The 17,996-nt window shown below is 74.2% G+C and carries 16 protein-coding genes; 6 read left to right on the top strand and 10 right to left on the bottom strand.

The genetic code is table 11. The annotated features are described in order from the left end of the window. Nucleotides 1–14: 14 nt before the first annotated feature. Complete coding sequence (locus ACPCUX_RS08800) at nucleotides 15–1,199, top strand: acyl-CoA dehydrogenase family protein (RefSeq protein WP_423388571.1); 1,185 nt, start codon at nucleotides 15–17, stop codon at nucleotides 1,197–1,199. Nucleotides 1,200–1,352: 153 nt separating this feature from the next. Then, entirely contained in the window at nucleotides 1,353–2,504 is a 1,152-nt protein-coding gene (locus ACPCUX_RS08795) for a trans-sulfuration enzyme family protein (protein WP_423388570.1), read from the top strand. A gap of 79 nt (nucleotides 2,505–2,583) precedes the next feature. Here ACPCUX_RS08795 and ACPCUX_RS08790 read toward each other — a convergent pair whose 3' ends face one another. Then, nucleotides 2,584–3,054 carry a hypothetical protein gene (locus ACPCUX_RS08790; RefSeq protein ID WP_423388569.1) on the bottom strand — a complete coding sequence of 157 codons (471 nt, stop codon included), beginning with the start codon at nucleotides 3,052–3,054 and terminating at the stop codon, nucleotides 2,584–2,586. A 64-nt stretch (nucleotides 3,055–3,118) separates the two neighbouring features. Continuing rightward, nucleotides 3,119–3,454 carry a DUF6191 domain-containing protein gene (locus tag ACPCUX_RS08785; protein ID WP_423388568.1) on the bottom strand — a complete coding sequence of 112 codons (336 nt, stop codon included), beginning with the start codon at nucleotides 3,452–3,454 and terminating at the stop codon, nucleotides 3,119–3,121. Between the two features lie 133 nt (nucleotides 3,455–3,587). Here ACPCUX_RS08785 and ACPCUX_RS08780 point away from each other — a divergent pair, with 133 nt between their 5' ends. After that, nucleotides 3,588–4,307: an AMIN-like domain-containing (lipo)protein gene (locus ACPCUX_RS08780; protein ID WP_423388567.1), complete on the top strand. Its 720-nt coding sequence runs from the start codon at nucleotides 3,588–3,590 to the stop codon at nucleotides 4,305–4,307. A 26-nt stretch (nucleotides 4,308–4,333) separates the two neighbouring features. Here the strand turns inward: ACPCUX_RS08780 and ACPCUX_RS08775 are convergent, their stop codons facing one another. The 7 genes from ACPCUX_RS08775 to ACPCUX_RS08745 all read right to left on the bottom strand — a co-directional run bounded on the left by ACPCUX_RS08775 (nucleotide 4,334) and on the right by ACPCUX_RS08745 (nucleotide 11,789). Next, the gene (locus ACPCUX_RS08775) at nucleotides 4,334–5,359 is read right to left on the bottom strand and encodes an NAD(P)H-dependent glycerol-3-phosphate dehydrogenase (protein ID WP_423388566.1); all 1,026 of its coding nucleotides are present in this window, start codon (nucleotides 5,357–5,359) and stop codon (nucleotides 4,334–4,336) included. Then, nucleotides 5,356–6,081: a lysophospholipid acyltransferase family protein gene (locus ACPCUX_RS08770; RefSeq protein WP_034654564.1), complete on the bottom strand. Its 726-nt coding sequence runs from the start codon at nucleotides 6,079–6,081 to the stop codon at nucleotides 5,356–5,358. Before ACPCUX_RS08770 ends, ACPCUX_RS08775 begins: the two co-directional genes overlap by 4 nt. A gap of 31 nt (nucleotides 6,082–6,112) precedes the next feature. After that, the gene (locus ACPCUX_RS08765) at nucleotides 6,113–6,718 is read right to left on the bottom strand and encodes a response regulator transcription factor (RefSeq protein ID WP_061266816.1); all 606 of its coding nucleotides are present in this window, start codon (nucleotides 6,716–6,718) and stop codon (nucleotides 6,113–6,115) included. Beyond that, on the bottom strand, nucleotides 6,715–7,995 hold the full coding sequence (locus ACPCUX_RS08760; protein WP_363370912.1) for a sensor histidine kinase: 1,281 nt from the start codon (nucleotides 7,993–7,995) through the stop codon (nucleotides 6,715–6,717). The genes ACPCUX_RS08765 and ACPCUX_RS08760 overlap by 4 nt, the downstream gene beginning before the upstream one ends. Nucleotides 7,996–8,076: 81 nt before the next feature. Continuing rightward, a complete protein-coding gene (gene murA, locus ACPCUX_RS08755) occupies nucleotides 8,077–9,393 on the bottom strand; it encodes a UDP-N-acetylglucosamine 1-carboxyvinyltransferase (protein ID WP_061266819.1) in 1,317 nt (438 codons plus the stop codon). Nucleotides 9,394–9,744: 351 nt separating this feature from the next. Beyond that, nucleotides 9,745–10,785, bottom strand: coding sequence for an adenosine deaminase (locus ACPCUX_RS08750; protein WP_171468129.1), 1,041 nt, complete (start codon nucleotides 10,783–10,785; stop codon nucleotides 9,745–9,747). A 113-nt stretch (nucleotides 10,786–10,898) separates the two neighbouring features. Next, nucleotides 10,899–11,789 carry an SDR family oxidoreductase gene (locus ACPCUX_RS08745; protein WP_061266821.1) on the bottom strand — a complete coding sequence of 297 codons (891 nt, stop codon included), beginning with the start codon at nucleotides 11,787–11,789 and terminating at the stop codon, nucleotides 10,899–10,901. 169 nt (nucleotides 11,790–11,958) lie between these two features. Between ACPCUX_RS08745 and ACPCUX_RS08740 the strand changes: the two genes are divergently transcribed. Next, the gene (locus tag ACPCUX_RS08740) at nucleotides 11,959–12,903 is read left to right on the top strand and encodes a serine aminopeptidase domain-containing protein (protein WP_171468131.1); all 945 of its coding nucleotides are present in this window, start codon (nucleotides 11,959–11,961) and stop codon (nucleotides 12,901–12,903) included. Beyond that, nucleotides 12,900–13,343, top strand: coding sequence for a MarR family winged helix-turn-helix transcriptional regulator (locus ACPCUX_RS08735; RefSeq protein ID WP_423388565.1), 444 nt, complete (start codon nucleotides 12,900–12,902; stop codon nucleotides 13,341–13,343). Before ACPCUX_RS08740 ends, ACPCUX_RS08735 begins: the two co-directional genes overlap by 4 nt. A 174-nt stretch (nucleotides 13,344–13,517) precedes the next feature. Here ACPCUX_RS08735 and lpdA read toward each other — a convergent pair whose 3' ends face one another. Continuing rightward, the gene (gene lpdA, locus ACPCUX_RS08730) at nucleotides 13,518–14,924 is read right to left on the bottom strand and encodes a dihydrolipoyl dehydrogenase (RefSeq protein ID WP_034654525.1); all 1,407 of its coding nucleotides are present in this window, start codon (nucleotides 14,922–14,924) and stop codon (nucleotides 13,518–13,520) included. A gap of 379 nt (nucleotides 14,925–15,303) precedes the next feature. Between lpdA and ACPCUX_RS08725 the strand changes: the two genes are divergently transcribed. Then, nucleotides 15,304–17,808, top strand: a complete 2,505-nt coding sequence (locus ACPCUX_RS08725) for a leucine--tRNA ligase (RefSeq protein ID WP_423388564.1) — start codon at nucleotides 15,304–15,306, stop codon at nucleotides 17,806–17,808. The last annotated feature ends 188 nt before the right edge of the window (nucleotides 17,809–17,996 follow it).

Raw genomic sequence — 17,996 nt, 5'->3', positions numbered from 1 at the left:
ACCGAAGGCAGGCCATGCCCACGCCCGTCCCGTCACCCGCCCCGTTCCCCACGCCGCGCACGCTGCTCTCCGACGAGCTGCTGGAGCAGATCCGCGGCCGGGCCGCGGGCTACGACCGCGACAACGCGTTCTTCACCGAGGACCTCGCCGCACTCACCGAGGCCGGGTACCTGCGCGCGCTCGTGCCGGAGTCGTTCGGCGGCGCGGGCCTCACCCTGCGCGAGCTGACGCACGAGCAGGCGCGGCTCGCGGGTGCCGCCCCCGCGACGGCGCTCGCCGTGAACATGCACCACGTGTGGACGGGCGTCGCGCGCTACCTCCACCTGCGCGGTGACGCGTCGCTCGACTGGCTGCTCGAGGACGCCGTCCGCGGGGACGTCTTCGGGTTCGGGTACTCCGAGGGCGGCAACGACCTCGTGCTGCTCGGCTCGCGCACCGAGGCGCGCCCGGACGAGCGGGGCGGGTACACGTTCCACGGCCGCAAGATCTTCACGTCGAACTCGCCCGCGTGGACGCGGCTCGGCGTGCTGGGGCTCGACACCCAGTCGCGCGACGCCCCGCGCCTCGTGCACGCGTTCGTGTCGCGCGACGCCGGGGTCCAGGTGCTCGACGACTGGGACACGATGGGCATGCGCGCGTCGCAGTCGCGCTCCACGGTGCTCGACGGCGCGTTCGCCCCCGTCGAGCGCGTCGTCCGGCGTCTGCCGCCGGGCCCGACGTTGGACCCCCTCGTCGTCGGGATCTTCACGACGTTCGAGACGCTGCTCGCGTCGGTGTACACGGGCATCGCGGACCGTGCGCTCGAGCTCGGCGTCGCCGCGGCCCGCCGTCGGACGTCGATGAAGAACGACGGCGCGCCGCTCTCCGAGGACCCGGACGTCCGCTGGCGCCTCGCGGACGCCGCGCTCGCGCTCGACGCCGTCTGGCCGCAGATCGACACCGTCGCGGCCGAGCTCGACGCCCTCGTCGACCGCGGCGCGGGCTGGTTCCGCGCGACCGCAGGGCTCAAGGTGCGCGCGACGGAGACGGCGAAGACCGTCGTCGACCAGATGGTGCGGGTCGCGGGCGGCTCCAGCTACTTCGCCGGCAACGAGCTCGGCCGTCTCTACCGCGACGTCCTCGCCGGGATCTTCCACCCGTCCGACGACGAGTCCGCCCACTCGACCGTCGCGCAGTCGCTCCTGGGCCCCCTCCCCTGACGCGGACCGCCGGCGCCGAGCAGGTGGTCCTGGCACGTCCCGGCCGCACGACGCACCAGCACGACCTGCTCGGCCGACCGTGATCGCCTGGTCGCCCGGTCAGGGGGTGGTCGCCCGGGGCACTCGTCGGGCGGCCGGGCGTACGCTGCCGCCATGACCGACCCGCACGCCTCCGACGCCCTGTCCCCCGCGACCGTCGCCGTCGCCGCGGGACGCCCCGAGCGGTCGCAGGGCGCGCCCGTGAACCCCCCGATCGTGCTGTCCTCGACGTACGTGTCGCAGGGCGTCCAGCAGCCGGGCGAGCTCCTGTACACGCGGATGGACACCGAGACGTGGCACCCGTTCGAGGAGGCGCTCGCCGCGCTCGAGGGCGCGGAGCACCCCGGCGTGGTGTTCGGCTCCGGGATGGCGGCGATCGCCGCGGTGTTCTCGGCCGTGCCCGCGGGCGGGAAGGTCGTGCTGCCCCGCCACGCCTATCAGGTGTCGCTCGGCTTCGCGGACGACCTCGCGGCACGGGCCGGCGTCGAGGTCGTTCGCGTCGACGTCGCCGACACCGACCAGGTCGTCGCGGCCCTCGACGGCGCGTCGCTCCTCCTCGTCGAGTCCCCGACGAACCCCATGCTCGAGGTCGCCGACCTGCCCGCCCTGCTCGCGGCGGCGCGCGAGCGCGGGGTCCTGTCCGCGGTGGACAACACGTTCGCGACGCCGCTCGGCCAGCAGCCCCTCGCGCACGGCGCGGACGTCGTCGTGCACTCGGTGACGAAGTACCTCGCCGGGCACTCCGACGTCGTGCTGGGGGCGGCCGTCGCGCGCACGCCGGAGCTCACGGCCGCGCTGCGTGCCTACCGCACGCTCCACGGCTCGATCCCCGGGCCGTTCGAGGTATGGCTCGCGCTGCGCGGCCTGCGCACGCTCGCCCTGCGCGTCGAGCGGTCCCAGCAGAACGCGGCGGAGCTCGCGCGCCGGCTCGCCGAGCACCCCGACGTCGTCGAGGTGCGGCACCCGAGCCTGCCCGACGACCCGGGTCACGAGCGCGCGACGCGCCTCATGACCGGGTACGGCTCGATCCTCGGCGTGCGCCCGCGGGGTGGCGCGCCGGGCGCGGACGCCGTCGTCGCGGCGGTCCGGCTGTGGGTACCCGCGACGAGCCTGGGCGGCGTCGAGTCGAGCCTCGAGCGCCGACGCCGGTTCGCGACCGAGTCGCGCACGGTCCCGGAAGACCTGCTGCGGCTCTCGGTGGGCGTCGAGGACGTCGAGGACCTCTGGCGCGACCTGGACCGCGCACTGCGCAGCGCGGTCGACTGACGCGCGCCACGGCCCCGGCCGCGCGGCGCCGCGGCGGCGGGTGCGTCGATCCGGCTCCGCGCCGCCACGCTGCGACCCCTCAGAGCAGGTCGTTCTCCGCCTCTTCGAGGGGACCGCTCCACCAGGAGCCCGGCCCGGTCGCGGCGCTGTCGATGGCGCGCAGCCTCGTGCGGAGCGTGCGCAGCCGTGCGCGGTGCGAGGGAGCCCTGCGCCCGGACGGACTGGAGGGCGGACGAACCTCCCCCGCCCGGAAGGCGCGGAGACGCTCCGCGGCCTGCTCGGCCGTCATCGTCGTCGGCCCGGGGGCGGGCCGTCCGGAGCTCAGGTACTCCGCGAACGCCTCCAGGAACCCCTCGGTCGCCGCGCGGTCGCGGTTGAGAGGGGACGAGTCGCCCGTCGCGACGTCCCGCACCCATGTCGACCCGTCCTCGTGCTCCATGACCAGAAGCTCTCCGTCGTGGACGACGCCGATCTCGCGGGCCCCGGGGTCGAGGTCGGTCCTCGCTGCCACCGGGTGCAGGCGGATACCGAACGGATGCTCGTCACGCACGCCCTGGATCCTCTCCGCGCAGGCCGCCACGGCCCGCGCACCACCACCTGTCGGTCACCGCACCCTAGCCCGCGTCGGGCTCAGGTGCCGGGGAGCCGCCGCGGGACTGCTCCCGAGGGACGTAGAAGACCCCGCCGTCCAGGTCGACGTCGAACGGCCGGCCCTCCGCCGGCCGCTGCACGATGTCGAGCCGCTGACGTTCCTTCTCCTCGGTGAGGTGCGTCCGGCTGGGCTGGAAGATCTCGACGATCTCGCCGAACATGCCGGACGACGCGCTCTCGCCCGCGCCCTCGGAGCGCCGGGCACGCGCCTCCGCCCCGGACGTGAAGCGGACGATCCCCACGACGACCAGTCCCGTGAGCGCGACCGCGAAGAACGCACCACCGATCCCCTGCAGCATCCCCCGAGGGTAGCGGCAGCCACCTCGTCAGGACAGGGTGCGCGGTCCCCGAGACCGGGCTGTGACACGACCGTCGCCGGACCGTGGCCCGCCCGCCGCGCGCGCGTGACCTGGGCTTTCTAGGATCGACGGCATGACGACACGACGAGCGGTGCGGACGCGGCAGGCACGACCGACGGGGCGCGCGGTGCCCGGAGGACCGGCCGCCGCCGCCGGCGCGGTCCTCGTCCTCGCGCTTGCGGCGTGCAGCCCGGGCGGGTCGGACGACTCGCCCTCCCCGTCGAGCACCGCGACGAGCGCGTCGCCCAGCCCGACCGGCTCCCCGAGCACCACCCCGGAGCCCGGCGCCGAGCCGACCGACGGCGCGTCCACGCCGTCGGACGACGCGACGGAGGCACCGCTGCCGTTCCCCGCGAACACCGATCCGGACACGCAGGACCCGTCCGCGGACGCCGCGCTCACGGTGACGGACGTCCGGGTCGGGCACCACGACGGGTTCGACCGGGTCGTCCTCGAGCTCGGCGGCACGGGGACGCCCGGGTGGCGGGTCGAGTACGTGGACCAGCCGACGGACGACGGCAAGGGTGACGTCGTCGCGGTCGACGGCGACGCCTACCTGCAGGTCATGATCTCCGGCTCGGGGTACCCCATGGACACCGGGGTCGAGGAGTACGCGGGCCCCAACCCCGTCCGGGCCGGGGACGACGGCGAGGTCGAGGAGGTGCTGCTGCGCGGCGTGTTCGAGGGGTACACGCAGGCGTTCGTCGGGGTCGACGACGAGCGGCGCCCGTTCCGGGTGTTCTCGCTCGAGGACCCGACCCGCGTCGTCGTCGACGTCCGCGACGACGGCTGACGGCCCCACTCGTCAGGCCGAGGGCCTCAGCGCTCCGCCGAGACGCCCTCGGCCTTCTGCGGCCGCGACAGCAGGCCGCGCGCCATCTCGTCGACGGGCATGCCCTCGTGGAGCACCGCGACGACCCCGGCCGTGATGGGCATGTCGACACCGACTTTGCGCGCGAGCTCGAGCACCGAGCGGCACGACTTCACGCCCTCCGCCGTGCCGCCGGTCGCGGCGATCGCGTCGTCGAGGGTCAGGCCCTGGCCGATGTGCTTGCCGAGCGTGTGGTTGCGCGAGAGCGGCGACGAGCACGTCGCGACGAGGTCGCCCATGCCCGCGAGCCCGGGGAACGTCTCGGCGTCCGCCCCGAGCGCGAGCCCGAGGCGCGTGATCTCGACCAGGCCGCGCGTGATGACGGTGGCGGTCGTGTTGTAGCCGAACCCGCGGCCCTGGGCGATCCCCACGGCGAGCGCGATGACGTTCTTCACTGCGCCGCACAGCTCGACGCCGACCACGTCCCGGTTGGTGTACGGGCGGAAGTACGACGACGAGCACGCGCGCGCCACGTAGCGGGCCACGTCGTCGTCGGCGCACGACACGACGGTCGCGGTCGGCTGCCGGTGCGCGATCTCCCGCGCGAGGTTCGGCCCCGAGACCACGGCGACGCGCTCGGGAGCCAGACCGAGAGACTCCGCGACGACCTCGCTCATGCGCCGGTCGGTGCTCAGCTCGACGCCCTTCATGAGGGACACCGCGACCGCGTCGGGCGCCACGTGCGGGCGGAGCTCGGTGAGCGTCTCGCGCGCGACCTGGGAGGGCACCGCGACGACGACGAGCCCGGCGCCCGCGAGCGCCTCGGCCGCGTCGGTCGTGGCGCGGATCCCCTCGGGGAGGTCGATGCCCGGCAGCCGCTTCTCGTTGCGGCGCGAGGTGTTCACCTGCTCGGCGACCTCGGCGTCACGGCCCCAGAGACGTACCTCGCACCCGGCGTCGGCCAGGACGGCGGCGAACGTGGTGCCCCAGCTGCCGGACCCGAGGACGGCGGCGACGATGCGCTCGGCGCTCACGCGCGGTCCTCCGTCCCGGGCCGACGGCGCAGGTCGAACCGTTCGGCGGGCGCCTGCTCGCCGCGGATCTCCTCGAGCTGGCTCGTGATCGCGGCCATGATGCGCTCGGTCGCCTCGCGCAGCGTCGCGGTGTCCTGCGGGCGGTCGTAGAGGTCGGAGAGGTCGACGGGCGGCCCGGCGTGGACCGCGACCTGCTTGGGCGGGATCGGCTTGAACACCTTGCCGTACGGCGCGAGGAGCCGGTGCGCGCCCCACTGGGCGATGGGGACGACGGGCGCCCGGCTCGTGAGCGCGAGGCGCGCGACGCCCGTCTTGCCCACCATGGGCCAGCCGTCCGGGTCGCGCGTGAGCGTGCCCTCGGGGAAGAACACGACGCACTCGCCCTCGTCCAGCCGCGCGGTGGAGTCGACGAGCGACTGCGCGGCACCGGCCGTGCCGCGGTGCACGGGGATCATCCCGGTGCGGGTGAGGAGGCCGCCGAGCACGGGCACCTTCCAGAGCGAGGCCTTCGCCGTGATCTTGGGGGCGCGGCCCTGGTCGTAGAGGAAGTGCGCGAGCGTCACCGGGTCGACCTCGGTGACGTGGTTGGCGGCGGCGATGAACCCGCCGTCGGGCAGGTTCTCGGCACCCCGCCAGTCGCGTCGGGTGATCGCGAACAGGATCGGGCGCAGCAGGAACGCCAAGGTCTTGTACGCGCGCGGGGTCTGGGGCTGGCTCGGCACGGTCACCGAGCCTACCGGGCGGAGCCCGCCCTCAGATCCAGCCGTGCCGTCGCGCGGCGTGCGCGGCCTCGTGCCGGTTCGCGGCGCCCAGCTTGGCCGCCGCGGACGAGAGGTAGTTGCGCACCGTGCCGGGCGCGAGGTGGGCGCGCGTCGCGATCTCCTCGACGGGGGCGCCGTCGGCCGCGAGCTCGAGCACGTCGGCCTCGCGCGGCGTGAGCGGGCTCGCGCCCGCGGCGATCGCCTCCGCGGCGAGCTCCGGGTCCACGTACCGGCCGCCGTCGCGCACCTGGCGCACGACGTCCGCGAGGACGCGCGCCGAGACGGTCTTCGGCAGGAAGCCCCGCGCGCCCGCCTCGAGCGCGCGCTTGAGGTAGCCCGGGCGACCGTGGCTCGTGACGATGACGACGCCGCACGACGGCAGCTCGCCGGCGAGCCGCTGCGCGACCTCGACGCCGTCGAGGCCCGGCATCTGGAGGTCGAGCACGGCGACGTCGGGCCGGAGCTTGAGCGCGGCCGCGACGGCCTCGGGGCCGGACGCCGCCTGCGCCACGACCTCGAGGTCGTCCTCGAGCGCGAGGAGCGACGCGACGGCGTCGCGGATGAGGTTCTCGTCGTCGGCGAGCAGGATGCGGATCACGCCGGGGTGGTCCTCTCGGGGAGCGGGGACGGGGACGCGCGGTGGGGACGGGCGGCGTCGGGCACGCGGGCCACGAGCCCGAAGCGGCCGTCGTCGACCCACGTCTCGAGGCGACCGCCGGCGCCCTCCAGGCGTTCGCGGAGCCCGACGAGGCCCGACCCGCCGCCGGTGCGCGGCGCCGTCGGGACGCCGTCGTTGACGACCTCCACGACGCTCGACGCCCCGTCGCGGTGGACCGTGATGGTGCACGTGCGCGCGGTCGAGTGCCGCACGACGTTCGTCACGGCCTCCCGGACCGCCCACGCGAGCGCCTCCTGCGCGTCCTCGCCCACGGGGGTCTCGTCGCCGTGCACGGTCGTCTCGATCCCGGCGGACCGCAGGACGGACCGCGCCCCGGCCAGCTCGGCGCCGAGGTCGGCCGTGCGGTAGCCCGCGACGACGGCGCGCACCTCGCGCAGCGCGTCCTGCGCGATGCGGCGGACCTCGAGCATCTGCTCCTCGGCGCCGGGGCGGCCGCGGGCCGCGAGCTCCGCCGCGAGCTCGCTCTTCACGGCGACCACGGACAGGGTGCGCCCGAAGACGTCGTGCAGGTCGCGCGAGAACCGCAGCCGCTCCTCGGCGACGGCGAGGCGGGCGTGGAGCACGCGCGTGCGCTCCTGCTCCCACACGACGCCGAGCATCCAGACCGAGGCGCGGTACGAGCCGAAGACGCCGAGCAGCATGACCAGGGCCGAGAGGCCGAGGCCCACCGCGATGCCCGCCGTCCGCGCCGTCACGGGCCCGGTGCCCATCCACACGGAGCACCCGGTGACGACGGCGAGGACCAGCGCGACGAGGGCGACCCGCCGGAACGTGAGCAGGGGGACGAGCGCCAGCACCCCGTAGCCGAGGCCCAGGAGCAGCCCGTAGTAGCGACTGCTCGCGGCGACGTCGTCGACCCCATCCACGGGGAAGGTGCCGACGGCGAGCGCGGCGACCGCGAGCGAGAGGACCCCGAGGAGGACGAGCAGCACCGGGTGGACGCGGCGTCCGCCGAGGAAGTGCCCGATCCCGGCGCGCAGCGCGAGGATGCAGACGACCGTGTGCACGAGGACGAGCGCCAGCCAGAACCGCGTCACCGACGGGTCGAACGTCGGGTCGCTCCCGATGAGGGCGAGCGCGATGAGGGGCTCGGTCCCCGAGAGGAAGTAGAGCGACCATCGGGTGTAGGAGTCGAACCGTTCGGGGCCGGTCCGCCGGCTCCACACGTCGAGGAACGTGCGCGGTCGGGTGATCACGACGAACAGCCTCGCACGCGGACCGCGTGCGAGGCCGTGACAGTCGTCATGAGGTGGGTGCCCCGGGCACCCGTGGACGGCTCAGTCCCGGCGGACGTCCGCGCCGAGCGCGACCAGCTTGTCCTGGAAGTTCTCGTAGCCGCGGTCGATGAGGCTGATGCCGCGCACGGTCGACGTGCCCTTCGCGGCGAGCGCGGCGATGAGGTGGGAGAAGCCGCCGCGCAGGTCGGGCACCTCGATGTCGGCAGCGGCGAGCGGCGTCGGGCCCGAGATGACCGCGGAGTGGTGGAAGTTGCGCTGCCCGAACCGGCAGTCGCGCCCGCCCAGGCACTCCTTGTAGACCTGGATGGTCGCGCCCATGCCGCGCAGCGCGTCCGTGAAGCCGAAGCGGTTCTCGTAGACCGTCTCGTGCACGATCGACAGGCCCTTGGCCTGGGTGAGGGCCACGACGAGCGGCTGCTGCCAGTCCGTCATGAAGCCCGGGTGCACGTCCGTCTCGAGCACGATCGGCGACAGGTCGCCGCCCGGGTGCCAGAACCGGATGCCGTCGTCCTGGACGTCGAACCGGCCGCCGACCTTCCGGAACGTGTTGAGGAACATCATCATCTCGGGCTGCGTCGCGCCCTTGACCGTGATGTCGCCGCCAGTCGCCAGCGCGGCCGACGCCCACGAGGCCGCCTCGATGCGGTCGCCGAGCGCGGTGTGCGTGTAGCCGTCGAGGCGGTCGACGCCCTCGATGCGGATCACGCGGTCGGTGTCGACCGAGATGATCGCGCCCATCTTCTGGAGCACCGCGATGAGGTCCATGATCTCGGGCTCGATCGCGGCGTTCGCGAGCTCCGTGATGCCCTCGGCGCGCACGGCCGTCAGCAGGAGCTGCTCGGTCGCGCCCACCGACGGGTACGGCAGCGCGATCTTCGTGCCCTGGAGGCGACGCGGGGCACGGATGTGGATGCCGTTCTCCCGCTTGTCCACCACCGCGCCGAACTGGCGCAGGATGTCCAGGTGGTAGTTGATCGGCCGGTCGCCGATCCGGCAGCCGCCCAGGTCCGGGATGAACGCCTCACCGAGACGGTGCAGCAGCGGGCCGCAGAACAGGATGGGGATGCGGCTCGAGCCCGCGTGCGCGTCGATGTCCGCGACGTGCGCCGACTCGACGTTCGACGGGTCCAGGTCGAGGATCCCCGCGTCCGGGTCGGACTTCACGGTGACGCCGTGCAGCTCCAGCAGCCCCGTCACGACGCCGACGTCGCGGATCTGCGGCACGTTGCGCAGCACGCTCGGCGACTCCCCCAGCAACGACGCCACCATCGCCTTCGACACGAAGTTCTTCGCGCCGCGCACGGTGATCGTCCCGTCCAGCGGGGTCCCGCCGTCGACGTACAGCACATCCTTCATGAGCTCTGGTCGCCCTCTCGCCAAGCCGGTGGTCGTGGTGCCCCTGCGGGCAGGGGCCCGCGTGCGGGGCCGCGGACGGCCGTTCCGCGCGCGCGGGTCCCTTGCGTGCCAACGTGCGGCACCCGGAGATTATTCACCCCCTGCGGGGGTGCTCGCCGCCGAACGGACGGCGGCGGCCGTCCCCGACACGTTACTCCCCGGTACGTCCGCGCGGGACGAGCGCCCAGAACCGCGAGACAGAGCCTCGATCGCGCGAGGTAGAGCCCCGGTCCCGCGAGGTAGAGGCGTGGTCGTGACCACGCCTCTACCTCGGCGGACCAAGGCTCTACCTCGGCGGGGTGGGGGGCCGGGTCAGACGGCGTTCGCGTCGAACGCCGCGACGTACCGGTCGATCTCGGCGAGGTAGGCCGCACGCTGCGAGTCGCCGAGCCACGACGCCTCGAACGAGTTCCTCGCGAGCTGCACGACCTCCTGCGTCGTGAGGCCCGCCGCCTCCGCGAGCGCGACGTAGTTCTCCGCGACGTAGCCGCCGAAGTACGCCGGGTCGTCGGAGTTCACGGTGACGCGCACGCCCGAGCGCAGCAGGCCGGCGATCTCGGTCGCCTTCATGTCGTCGGTGACGAACGAGTTCGAGATCGGGCACGTCGTGAGGCCCAGCCCGCGCTCACGCACGACGTCGACGAGCGCCGGGTCCTCCACGACGTTCGTGCCGTGGTCCACCCGGTCCACGCCGATCTCGTCGAGCACGGTCCGGATGTTGTCGATGCTGCCGACCTGGTCGATGTCGCAGTGCATCGTCAGCCGGTACCCGAGCTCGCGGGCGCGCGCGAACACGTCCGCGAACTTCTGCGGCGGGTTGTCGCGCTCGTCGGAGTCGAGCCCGACGCCCAGGATCTTGTCGCGGAACGGCACCGACGCCTCGAGCGTCTCGGCCGCGCTCTGCGCGGAGTGGTCGCGCAGGAAGCACAGGATGAGGTGCGCGTCGATGCCATGCTTGCTCGGCGCCTCGGCCGCGGCGCGGTGGTACCCCGTCACGACCGCCTCGAACGGCACGCCACGCGACGTGTGCGCCTGCGGGTCGAAGAACATCTCGGCGTGCTTCACGCCGTCCGCCGCCGCGCGGGCGAGGTAGGTGTCGGCGAGCTCGTAGAAGTCGTCCGCGGTCTGCAGCACCTCCATCGCCGGGTAGTACACGGCGAGGAAGCTCGTCAGGGAGTCGAACGCGTACGTCGCGCGCACCTCCTCGACCGTCGACTGGCCGATGTCGATGCCGTTGCGCTGCGCGAGGCGCAGCTTGAGGTCGGGCTCGAGCGTGCCCTCCAGGTGCAGGTGCAGCTCGGCCTTCGGCAGGCCGGTGACGAACTCGCGGGTGGGCGTCGTGGGCGCGGGCATGGGTCTCCTTCTCGGTCGGTGTCCCCCGGGACCATCTTCTCCCGCGCACGACGACGGCGGCGCACCCGGGTGGGGTGGCCGCCGCCTGGTCGCGCCGGGGACGGGAGGACCCGTCAGAGCAGCCGACCGCCGGTCACGCCGATGCGGTCACCGGTGATGTAGCTCGACTCCTGCGAGGCGAAGAACACGTACGCCGGCGCGAGCTCGGCCGGCTGCCCGGCGCGGCCGAGCGGCGTGTCGGCACCGAACTGCTCGACCTTCTCCTCCGGCATCGTGGCCGGGATGAGCGGCGTCCAGATCGGCCCGGGCGCCACGGCGTTGACGCGGATGCCCTCGGGCGCGAGCTGCTGCGCCAGCCCCTTGGTGAAGTTGAGGATCGCCGCCTTGGTGCTGGCGTAGTCGAGCAGCGGAGGGCTCGGGTCGAACGCCTGGACGGAGGTCGTGTTGATGATCGCGCCGCCGCTGGGCAGGTGGTCGAGCGCCGCCTGCGTGATCCAGAACAGCGCGTAGACGTTCGTCTTGAGGACCCGGTCGAGCTGCTCGGTCGTGATCCCCCGCAGGCCCTCGTCCTGCGCCATCTGGTACGCGGCGTTGTTCACCAGCACGTCGAGCCCGCCGAGGCCCGCGACGGCGTCCGCGACGAGCTGCCGGCAGAACGCCTCGTCGCGGATGTCGCCCGGCAGCAGCACGGCCGTGCGGCCCGCGTCCTCGATCCACCGGGCCGTCGTGCGGGCGTCCTCCTCCTCTTCCGGGAGGTACGAGATCGCGACGTCCGCGCCCTCGCGCGCGAACGCGATCGCGACCGCCCGGCCGATGCCCGAGTCGCCGCCGGTGATCAGCGCCCGCTTCCCGTCGAGCCGGCCGGACCCCCGGTAGGTGGTCTCCCCGTGGTCCGGCTCCTGCGACATGTCGCCCGTGCGTCCCGGCGGCTGGAGCTGGTCCGCGGGCTGCTCCGGCTGCGGCTGCTGCGTCGTGGGGTCCTGCGGCGTGGTCTGGTCGGACATGAGCAACTCCCCTGTCGTCGTTCGGCGGAACGTCCAGCATGGGGGCGTCCGCGCGCGCTCGCAGCGCGCCCGCCCCGTGCGCCGACGACGCGCACCCTAGTCCGCCGCCACCAGACCCAGCGTCAGGGCACGCACTACCTCACCCACGGAGCCCGCTAAGGTACTTCGCATGCGAAACGAAAGCCCGGCGACGGTGGGCTCCGACGAGCTGCGGATCCAGATCCCGGCGGGCGGCTGGGTCGTCGGCACGGTGCGCGGGCCCGCCAAGGAGTCGCCCCGCGGTGTCGTGGTGATCCACCCCGCGACGGCGGTCCCCGAGCGCCTGTACACGGGGTTCGCGGAGTTCCTCGCCACTCATGGGTATGTCGCCGTCACCTACGACTACCGCGGCACGGGCCGGTCCGGCAGCCCCCGCGACCACCGCGGCCTGCGCATGCGCGACTGGATGGCCGACGACGTCCCCGCGGTCGCCGCGTGGGCCCGCCCGCGGTTCGGCGACGTGCCCCAGCTCGCCGTCGGGCACAGCATCGGCGGGCACGCGCTCGCGCTCGGCAAGGGCTCACGGGGCCTGGCCGGGTTCGTCACGGTCGCGTCCCACGTCGCCGCGACGTCCGCGATCCCCGACCGCGCCGAGCGAGCGCGCGTCCGACTGATCCTGCGGGCGCTCGGCCCCGCGACGGCCCGGGTGCTCGGCCACATCCCCGGCCGTCGTCTGAGCCTCGGGGAGGACATGCCCGCCGCCGCGATGCTCGAGTGGAGTCGCTGGTCGACCATGCCGGGCTACTTCTTCGACGACCCGACCATGCGCGCCGCCGCGGACGCGGCACGCGTCACGGGCGACGTCCTCGCCGTCGGGTTCACCGACGACCCGTGGGCCACCCCCGCGCAGATCGACGCGATCACCGACCGCCTCACGGCCGCCCACGTCGAGCGCCGCACCTGGAGCCCCGCCGACGGCGGCGTGGAGGCGATCGGCCACCTGGGCTTCTTCCGCCGCGGCCTGCGCGACACGCTCTGGCCCGACCTCCTCGCCTGGCTCGACGCCCGCGCCGCGGCCGCCCCGTCGCAGCAGGACGGGAACGTCCACTTCCCCGCCAGGAAGCCGCGACGATGACGGGCCGCCCGCCGCGGCTGGTGTTCCTCACCACCGCGGCGGAGCGCCAGATGCGGCGCTGGATCGCGCGCCGCGGCAGCGCGCGCACGTCCGGGGACGGCGGCCCGGGGCTCGGGGCCGCCGCCGCCGGCGTGCTGCTGCACCTCGCCACCCACCCCGGCGCGACGATCGGCGAGGTGACGGCCGCGTTGCAGGCCTCCCCCGCCGGCACCAGCGGCCTGCTCGCCCGCATGGAGCGCGCGGACCTCGTGCGCCGTCGCCCCGACCCCGACGACCGCCGCACCGTCCGCCTGGACCTCACGCCCACCGGCACCGCGGCGCTCGACGAGGTGCGCGCCGCGCTCGCCGAGCTGAACGACCGCCTCACCGAGGGCTTCACCCCCGACGAGCTGGTCACCGTCGCCCGCTGGCTCGAGCACGTGACGCGGACGCTCGCCTAGCGGCACCGGCGGGTCGCCCGGCGGACCGTCCGCCTCCCCGGCGAGGGCGCGCGGGGGCACGTTCGTCCCCAGGCGCACGCACGCCCGCCGGACAGCACGAGGCCCGGACCTGAGACAAGCAGGTCCGGGCCTCGGCTCGGGTGGTCGCCCGCGCGGGCGACCGCGTCTGACGGGTCAGAAGTTGATCATGTGCCCCGCGAGGCCGTGGATCGACTCCTGGACGGCCTCGGACAGCGTCGGGTGGGTGTGCACGTTGCGCGCCACCTCGTTGACCGTGAGGTCCCACTTCTGCGCGAGCGTGAGCTCGGGCAGCATCTCGGAGACGTCGGGGCCGATGAGGTGGCCGCCGAGGAGCTCGCCGTAGGTCTCGTCGGAGATGAGCTTGACGAAGCCGACCGGGTCGCCGAGGCCGTGCGCCTTGCCGTTCGCCATGAACGGGAAGGTCGCGACCTTGACCTGGTAGCCCTCGTCGCGCGCCTGCTGCTCGGTGAGGCCGAAGCTCGCGACCTGCGGCTGGCAGAACGTCGCGCGCGGCATCATGCGGTAGTCGCCGAGCGTGAGCGTCTCGGCGCCGCCGATGGTCTCCGCCGCGACGACACCCTGCGCCTCCGCGACGTGCGCGAGCATGAGCTTCGCGGTGACGTCGCCGATCGCGTAGATGTGCTCGACGTTGGTGCGCATGACGTCGTCGATCGCGATGGCGCCGCGCTCGGTGAGCTGGACGCCGGTGTTCTCCAGGCCGAAGCCCTCGACGTTGGGCGCGAAGCCGACGGCCATGAGGACCTTGTCGACGACGAGCTCGCCCGGCTTGTCGTCCTTGACGCCCTTGTAGCTGACGGTGACGCCGTCGGCGCCGTTGTCCTTAACCGTCTGGACGGCGGTCGAGGTGAGCAGGTTGACACCGAGCTTCTTGTACTGCTTGGCGATCTCCTTCGACACGTCGGCGTCCTCGTTGGGCAGCGCGCGGTCGAGGAACTCGATGATCGTCACGTCCACGCCGTAGTTCTTGAGGACGTAGGCGAACTCCATGCCGATCGCGCCCGCGCCGACGATGGCGATGGAGCGGGGCAGGTCGCGCGTGAGGATCTGCTTCTCGTACGTGACGACGTTCTCGGACAGCTCGACGCCCGGGAGCAGGCGCACCTTCGAGCCGGTCGCGATGATGACGTTGTCGAACGTCACCTGGTCGGTCGAGCCGTCGGCGAGCTTCACGTCGAGCGTGTGCGCGTCGCGGAACGTGCCGCGGCCGTCGTACTCGGTGATCTTGTTCTTCTTCATGAGGAAGTGCACGCCCTTGACGCGCCCCTCCGCGACGGTGCGCGAGCGGTCGAACGCCGCGCCGAAGTCGAAGCTGACCTCTCCGGAGATGCCGAAGGTCTTCGCGTCGTGCTGGAAGATGTGCGCGAGCTCGGCGTTGCGCAGGAGCGCCTTGGACGGGATGCAGCCCACGTTGAGGCACACCCCACCCCAGTACTTCTCCTCCACGACCGCGACCGACAGACCCAGCTGGGCTGCACGGATCGCGGCCACGTAACCACCGGGACCTGCACCGAGGACGACGACGTCGTAGTGGGATGCCATGGCCTCAAGCCTACTGGCGCAGCATCGGCCGTGGCGCGCCCGCGTGCGCGACGTCCGCCACACCCGGCCCCGCCCCGGTCCTGGGCCGTCCCGGTGTTGACCGCGCGTCGGCGCCCGGGCGACGATGGCCGGGATGCGACACCTGCGGCTCCTCCTTCGTCGGCCGCGCTGAGCCCGCCGGGCGGGCACGCTCAGCGCGGCGGTGCCTGCGCGTCCCCGAGGGGCCGCACGGCGAGTGCCCGACGACGAGCCCACCTCTCGAGGAGCCCTCCCGATGCACGCCGCACCCCCACCCCACCCTTCTGTCCCCACTGTCCCGATCGTCCCCGCCGACCATGCGGGTGTCGACCATGTCGAGCCGAGCTCGGGCGACAGCCGCATGCTCGGCGCGTCGTCGCGAGAGATCGAGGACCGCTGGCAGCAGTACTGGGCCGAGCACGGCACGTTCCGCGCGCGCGACGACGGCTCGCGCCCCCGCAGGTACCTGCTGACGATGTTTCCCTACCCTTCGGGCGACCTGCACATGGGTCATGCCGAGGTGTTCGCGCTGGAGGACGTCGTCGCGCGGTACTGGCGCCTGCGCGGGTACGACGTCCTCAACCCGATCGGCTGGGACTCGTTCGGGCTGCCCGCCGAGAACGCGGCGATCCGCCGCGGCGAGAACCCCGCCGTCTTCACCGAGACGAACATCGCGACGCAGGCCGCCACCGCGCGCCGGTACGGGGTGTCGTTCGACTGGTCGCGCCGCCTGGAGACCCACCGACCGGAGTACTACCGATGGACGCAGTGGCTGTTCCTGCGGCTGCTGGAGCGCGGCCTCGCCTACCGCGCGACGGCGTCGGTGAACTGGTGCCCGGTCGACCGGACCGTGCTCGCGAACGAGCAGGTCGTGGGCGGTCGGTGCGAGCGGTGCGGGGCCGCCGTCGTGCACCGCGAACTCACGCAGTGGTTCGTGCGCGTCACCGCGTACGCCGACCGCCTGCTCGACGACATGGAGGCGCTCGAGGACGCGTGGCCCGCACGCGTGCTGACGATGCAGCGGAACTGGATCGGGCGCAGCGCCGGGGCGCGCGTGCGCTTCCCCGTCGTGCCCGACGACGCCCCCCGCGCCCCCGCGAGCGCCGCGCCCGGGGCCGCCTCGCGGCCCGAGCACGTCGAGGTCTTCACGACGCGTCCCGACACCCTGCCCGGCGCGACGTTCGTCGCGGTCGCGCCGGACGGGCCGCTCGCTGCGGCACTGTGCGCACCGGAGCGCGCGGAGGCGCTCGCCCGGCACCGGGAGACCGCGCTGGCGTCCGGGGAGATCGAGCGGACGAGCGCGCAGCGCCCGAGCGCCGGGACGTTCCTGGGCGCCTGGGTCCGCCGCCCCGGCAGCGACGAGCGGCTGCCGGTCTGGGCCGCCGACCATGTGCTGCCCCACTACGGGACGGGAGCGGTCATGGGCGTGCCCGCGCACGACGACCGCGACGCGCGCTTCGCCGCTGCCCACGGCCTGCCGACGGGGTCGGGCGAGACGTGGCCGGGCGTGGAGGAGGCGATCGCCCGCCTGGAGGACGACGGCACGGGCGAGCGTGCGACGTCGTACCGGCTGCGCGACTGGCTGGTCTCGCGGCAGCGCTACTGGGGCGCACCCGTCCCGGTCGTGCACTGCCCGGGGTGCGGCGTCGTGCCCGTCCCGGACGACGACCTGCCCGTCCGGCTCCCCGACCTGGCCGGCGACGACCTCCTCCCTCGGGGCCGCTCGCCGCTGGCCGCCCCCGCCGCCGAGGCGTGGCGGCGCGTGCCGTGCCCCCGGTGCGGCGCCGACGCCGAGCGCGACCCGGACACGCTCGACACGTTCGTCGACTCGTCGTGGTACTTCCTGCGGTACTGCTCGCCGGGCGACGACAGCCCGCCCGACGACGTCCCGTTCCGCCCCGAGGACGCGCGTCGGTGGATGCCCGCGGCGCAGTACGTGGGCGGCGTCGAGCACGCGATCCTGCACCTGCTGTACAGCCGGTTCGTCACGAAGTTCCTGCACGACGAGGGCTGGGTGGACGTCGTCGAGCCCTTCGCGACCCTGCTCAACCAGGGTCAGGTGCGCAACGGCGGGCGGGCCATGAGCAAGTCGCTCGGGAACGGCGTCGACCTCGGCGAGCAGCTCGACCGGCACGGTGCCGACGCGGTCCGCCTCGCCCTGGTGTTCGCGGGGCCGCCGGAGGACGACGTCGACTGGGCCGACGTCGACGCGAGCGCGATGCGGCGGTTCTGCGCGCGCGTGCTGCGGCTCGCGGACGCCGTCGGACCGGCCGCCGGGCCGCGGGCGACCGGCCCCGAGGTGCTGGGCGCCGTCGTGCCCGGGTCGCGGGCTCACGCGCTGCGCCGGGCCACGCACCGGACCGTGCACGAGGCGGAGGACCTGCTCGACCGGAGCCGGTTCAACGTCGTCGTCGCGCGCGTCATGGAGCTCGCGAGCGCCGCGCGGCGCGCCACCGACACCGGGCCGGCGTCCGACGAAAAGGCCGGCGCGCACGCCGCCGCCGTGCGCGAGGCCGTCGAGGCCGCCGTCGTGCTGCTGAGCCTGGTCGCGCCGCACACGGCGGAGGAGGCGTGGCACCGCCTCGGGCGCGAGCCGTCGGTGACCGAGGCCGACTGGCCGACCGTCGACCCGGCGCTGCTCGTCGTCGACGAGGTCGTGGCGGCCGTCCAGGTCGACGGGAAGGTGCGCGACCGGGTGCGGGTGGCCGCGGACGTCGACGAGCGGACGCTGCACGACCTCGCGCTCGCGACCGCGGGTGCCGCCCGGGCGACGGCCGGGCGGCACGTCGTGCGCGTCGTCGTCCGCCCGCCGCACCTGGTGAACGTGGTGACCCGCCCCTCCACGGACGACCCGGCAGTCACGTGAGCCGCCGCCGAGCACGGGGTGGGCGACCGGAATCGCCTCGATCCGGTCGCCGGTCCCGTGCTCGGCGCCCCGGTGCCGGCGGGTGCGGTCCTGCGACGCGTGGTGGGGGCGGAGTCGCTACGATGCTGCGGCCGCGTCCACTCGACCAGCGGGCCCGTGCGCGGCGACACGGGCCGGCGCACGGAGCA

Origin of the sequence: Cellulosimicrobium sp. AB352, assembly GCF_049538415.1 — a bacterium.
In the GTDB taxonomy this organism is placed as follows: domain Bacteria; phylum Actinomycetota; class Actinomycetes; order Actinomycetales; family Cellulomonadaceae; genus Cellulosimicrobium; species Cellulosimicrobium funkei.
The sequence above is the reverse complement of the archived record's forward strand: the minus strand, read 5'-3'. Positions and strand labels throughout refer to the sequence as shown.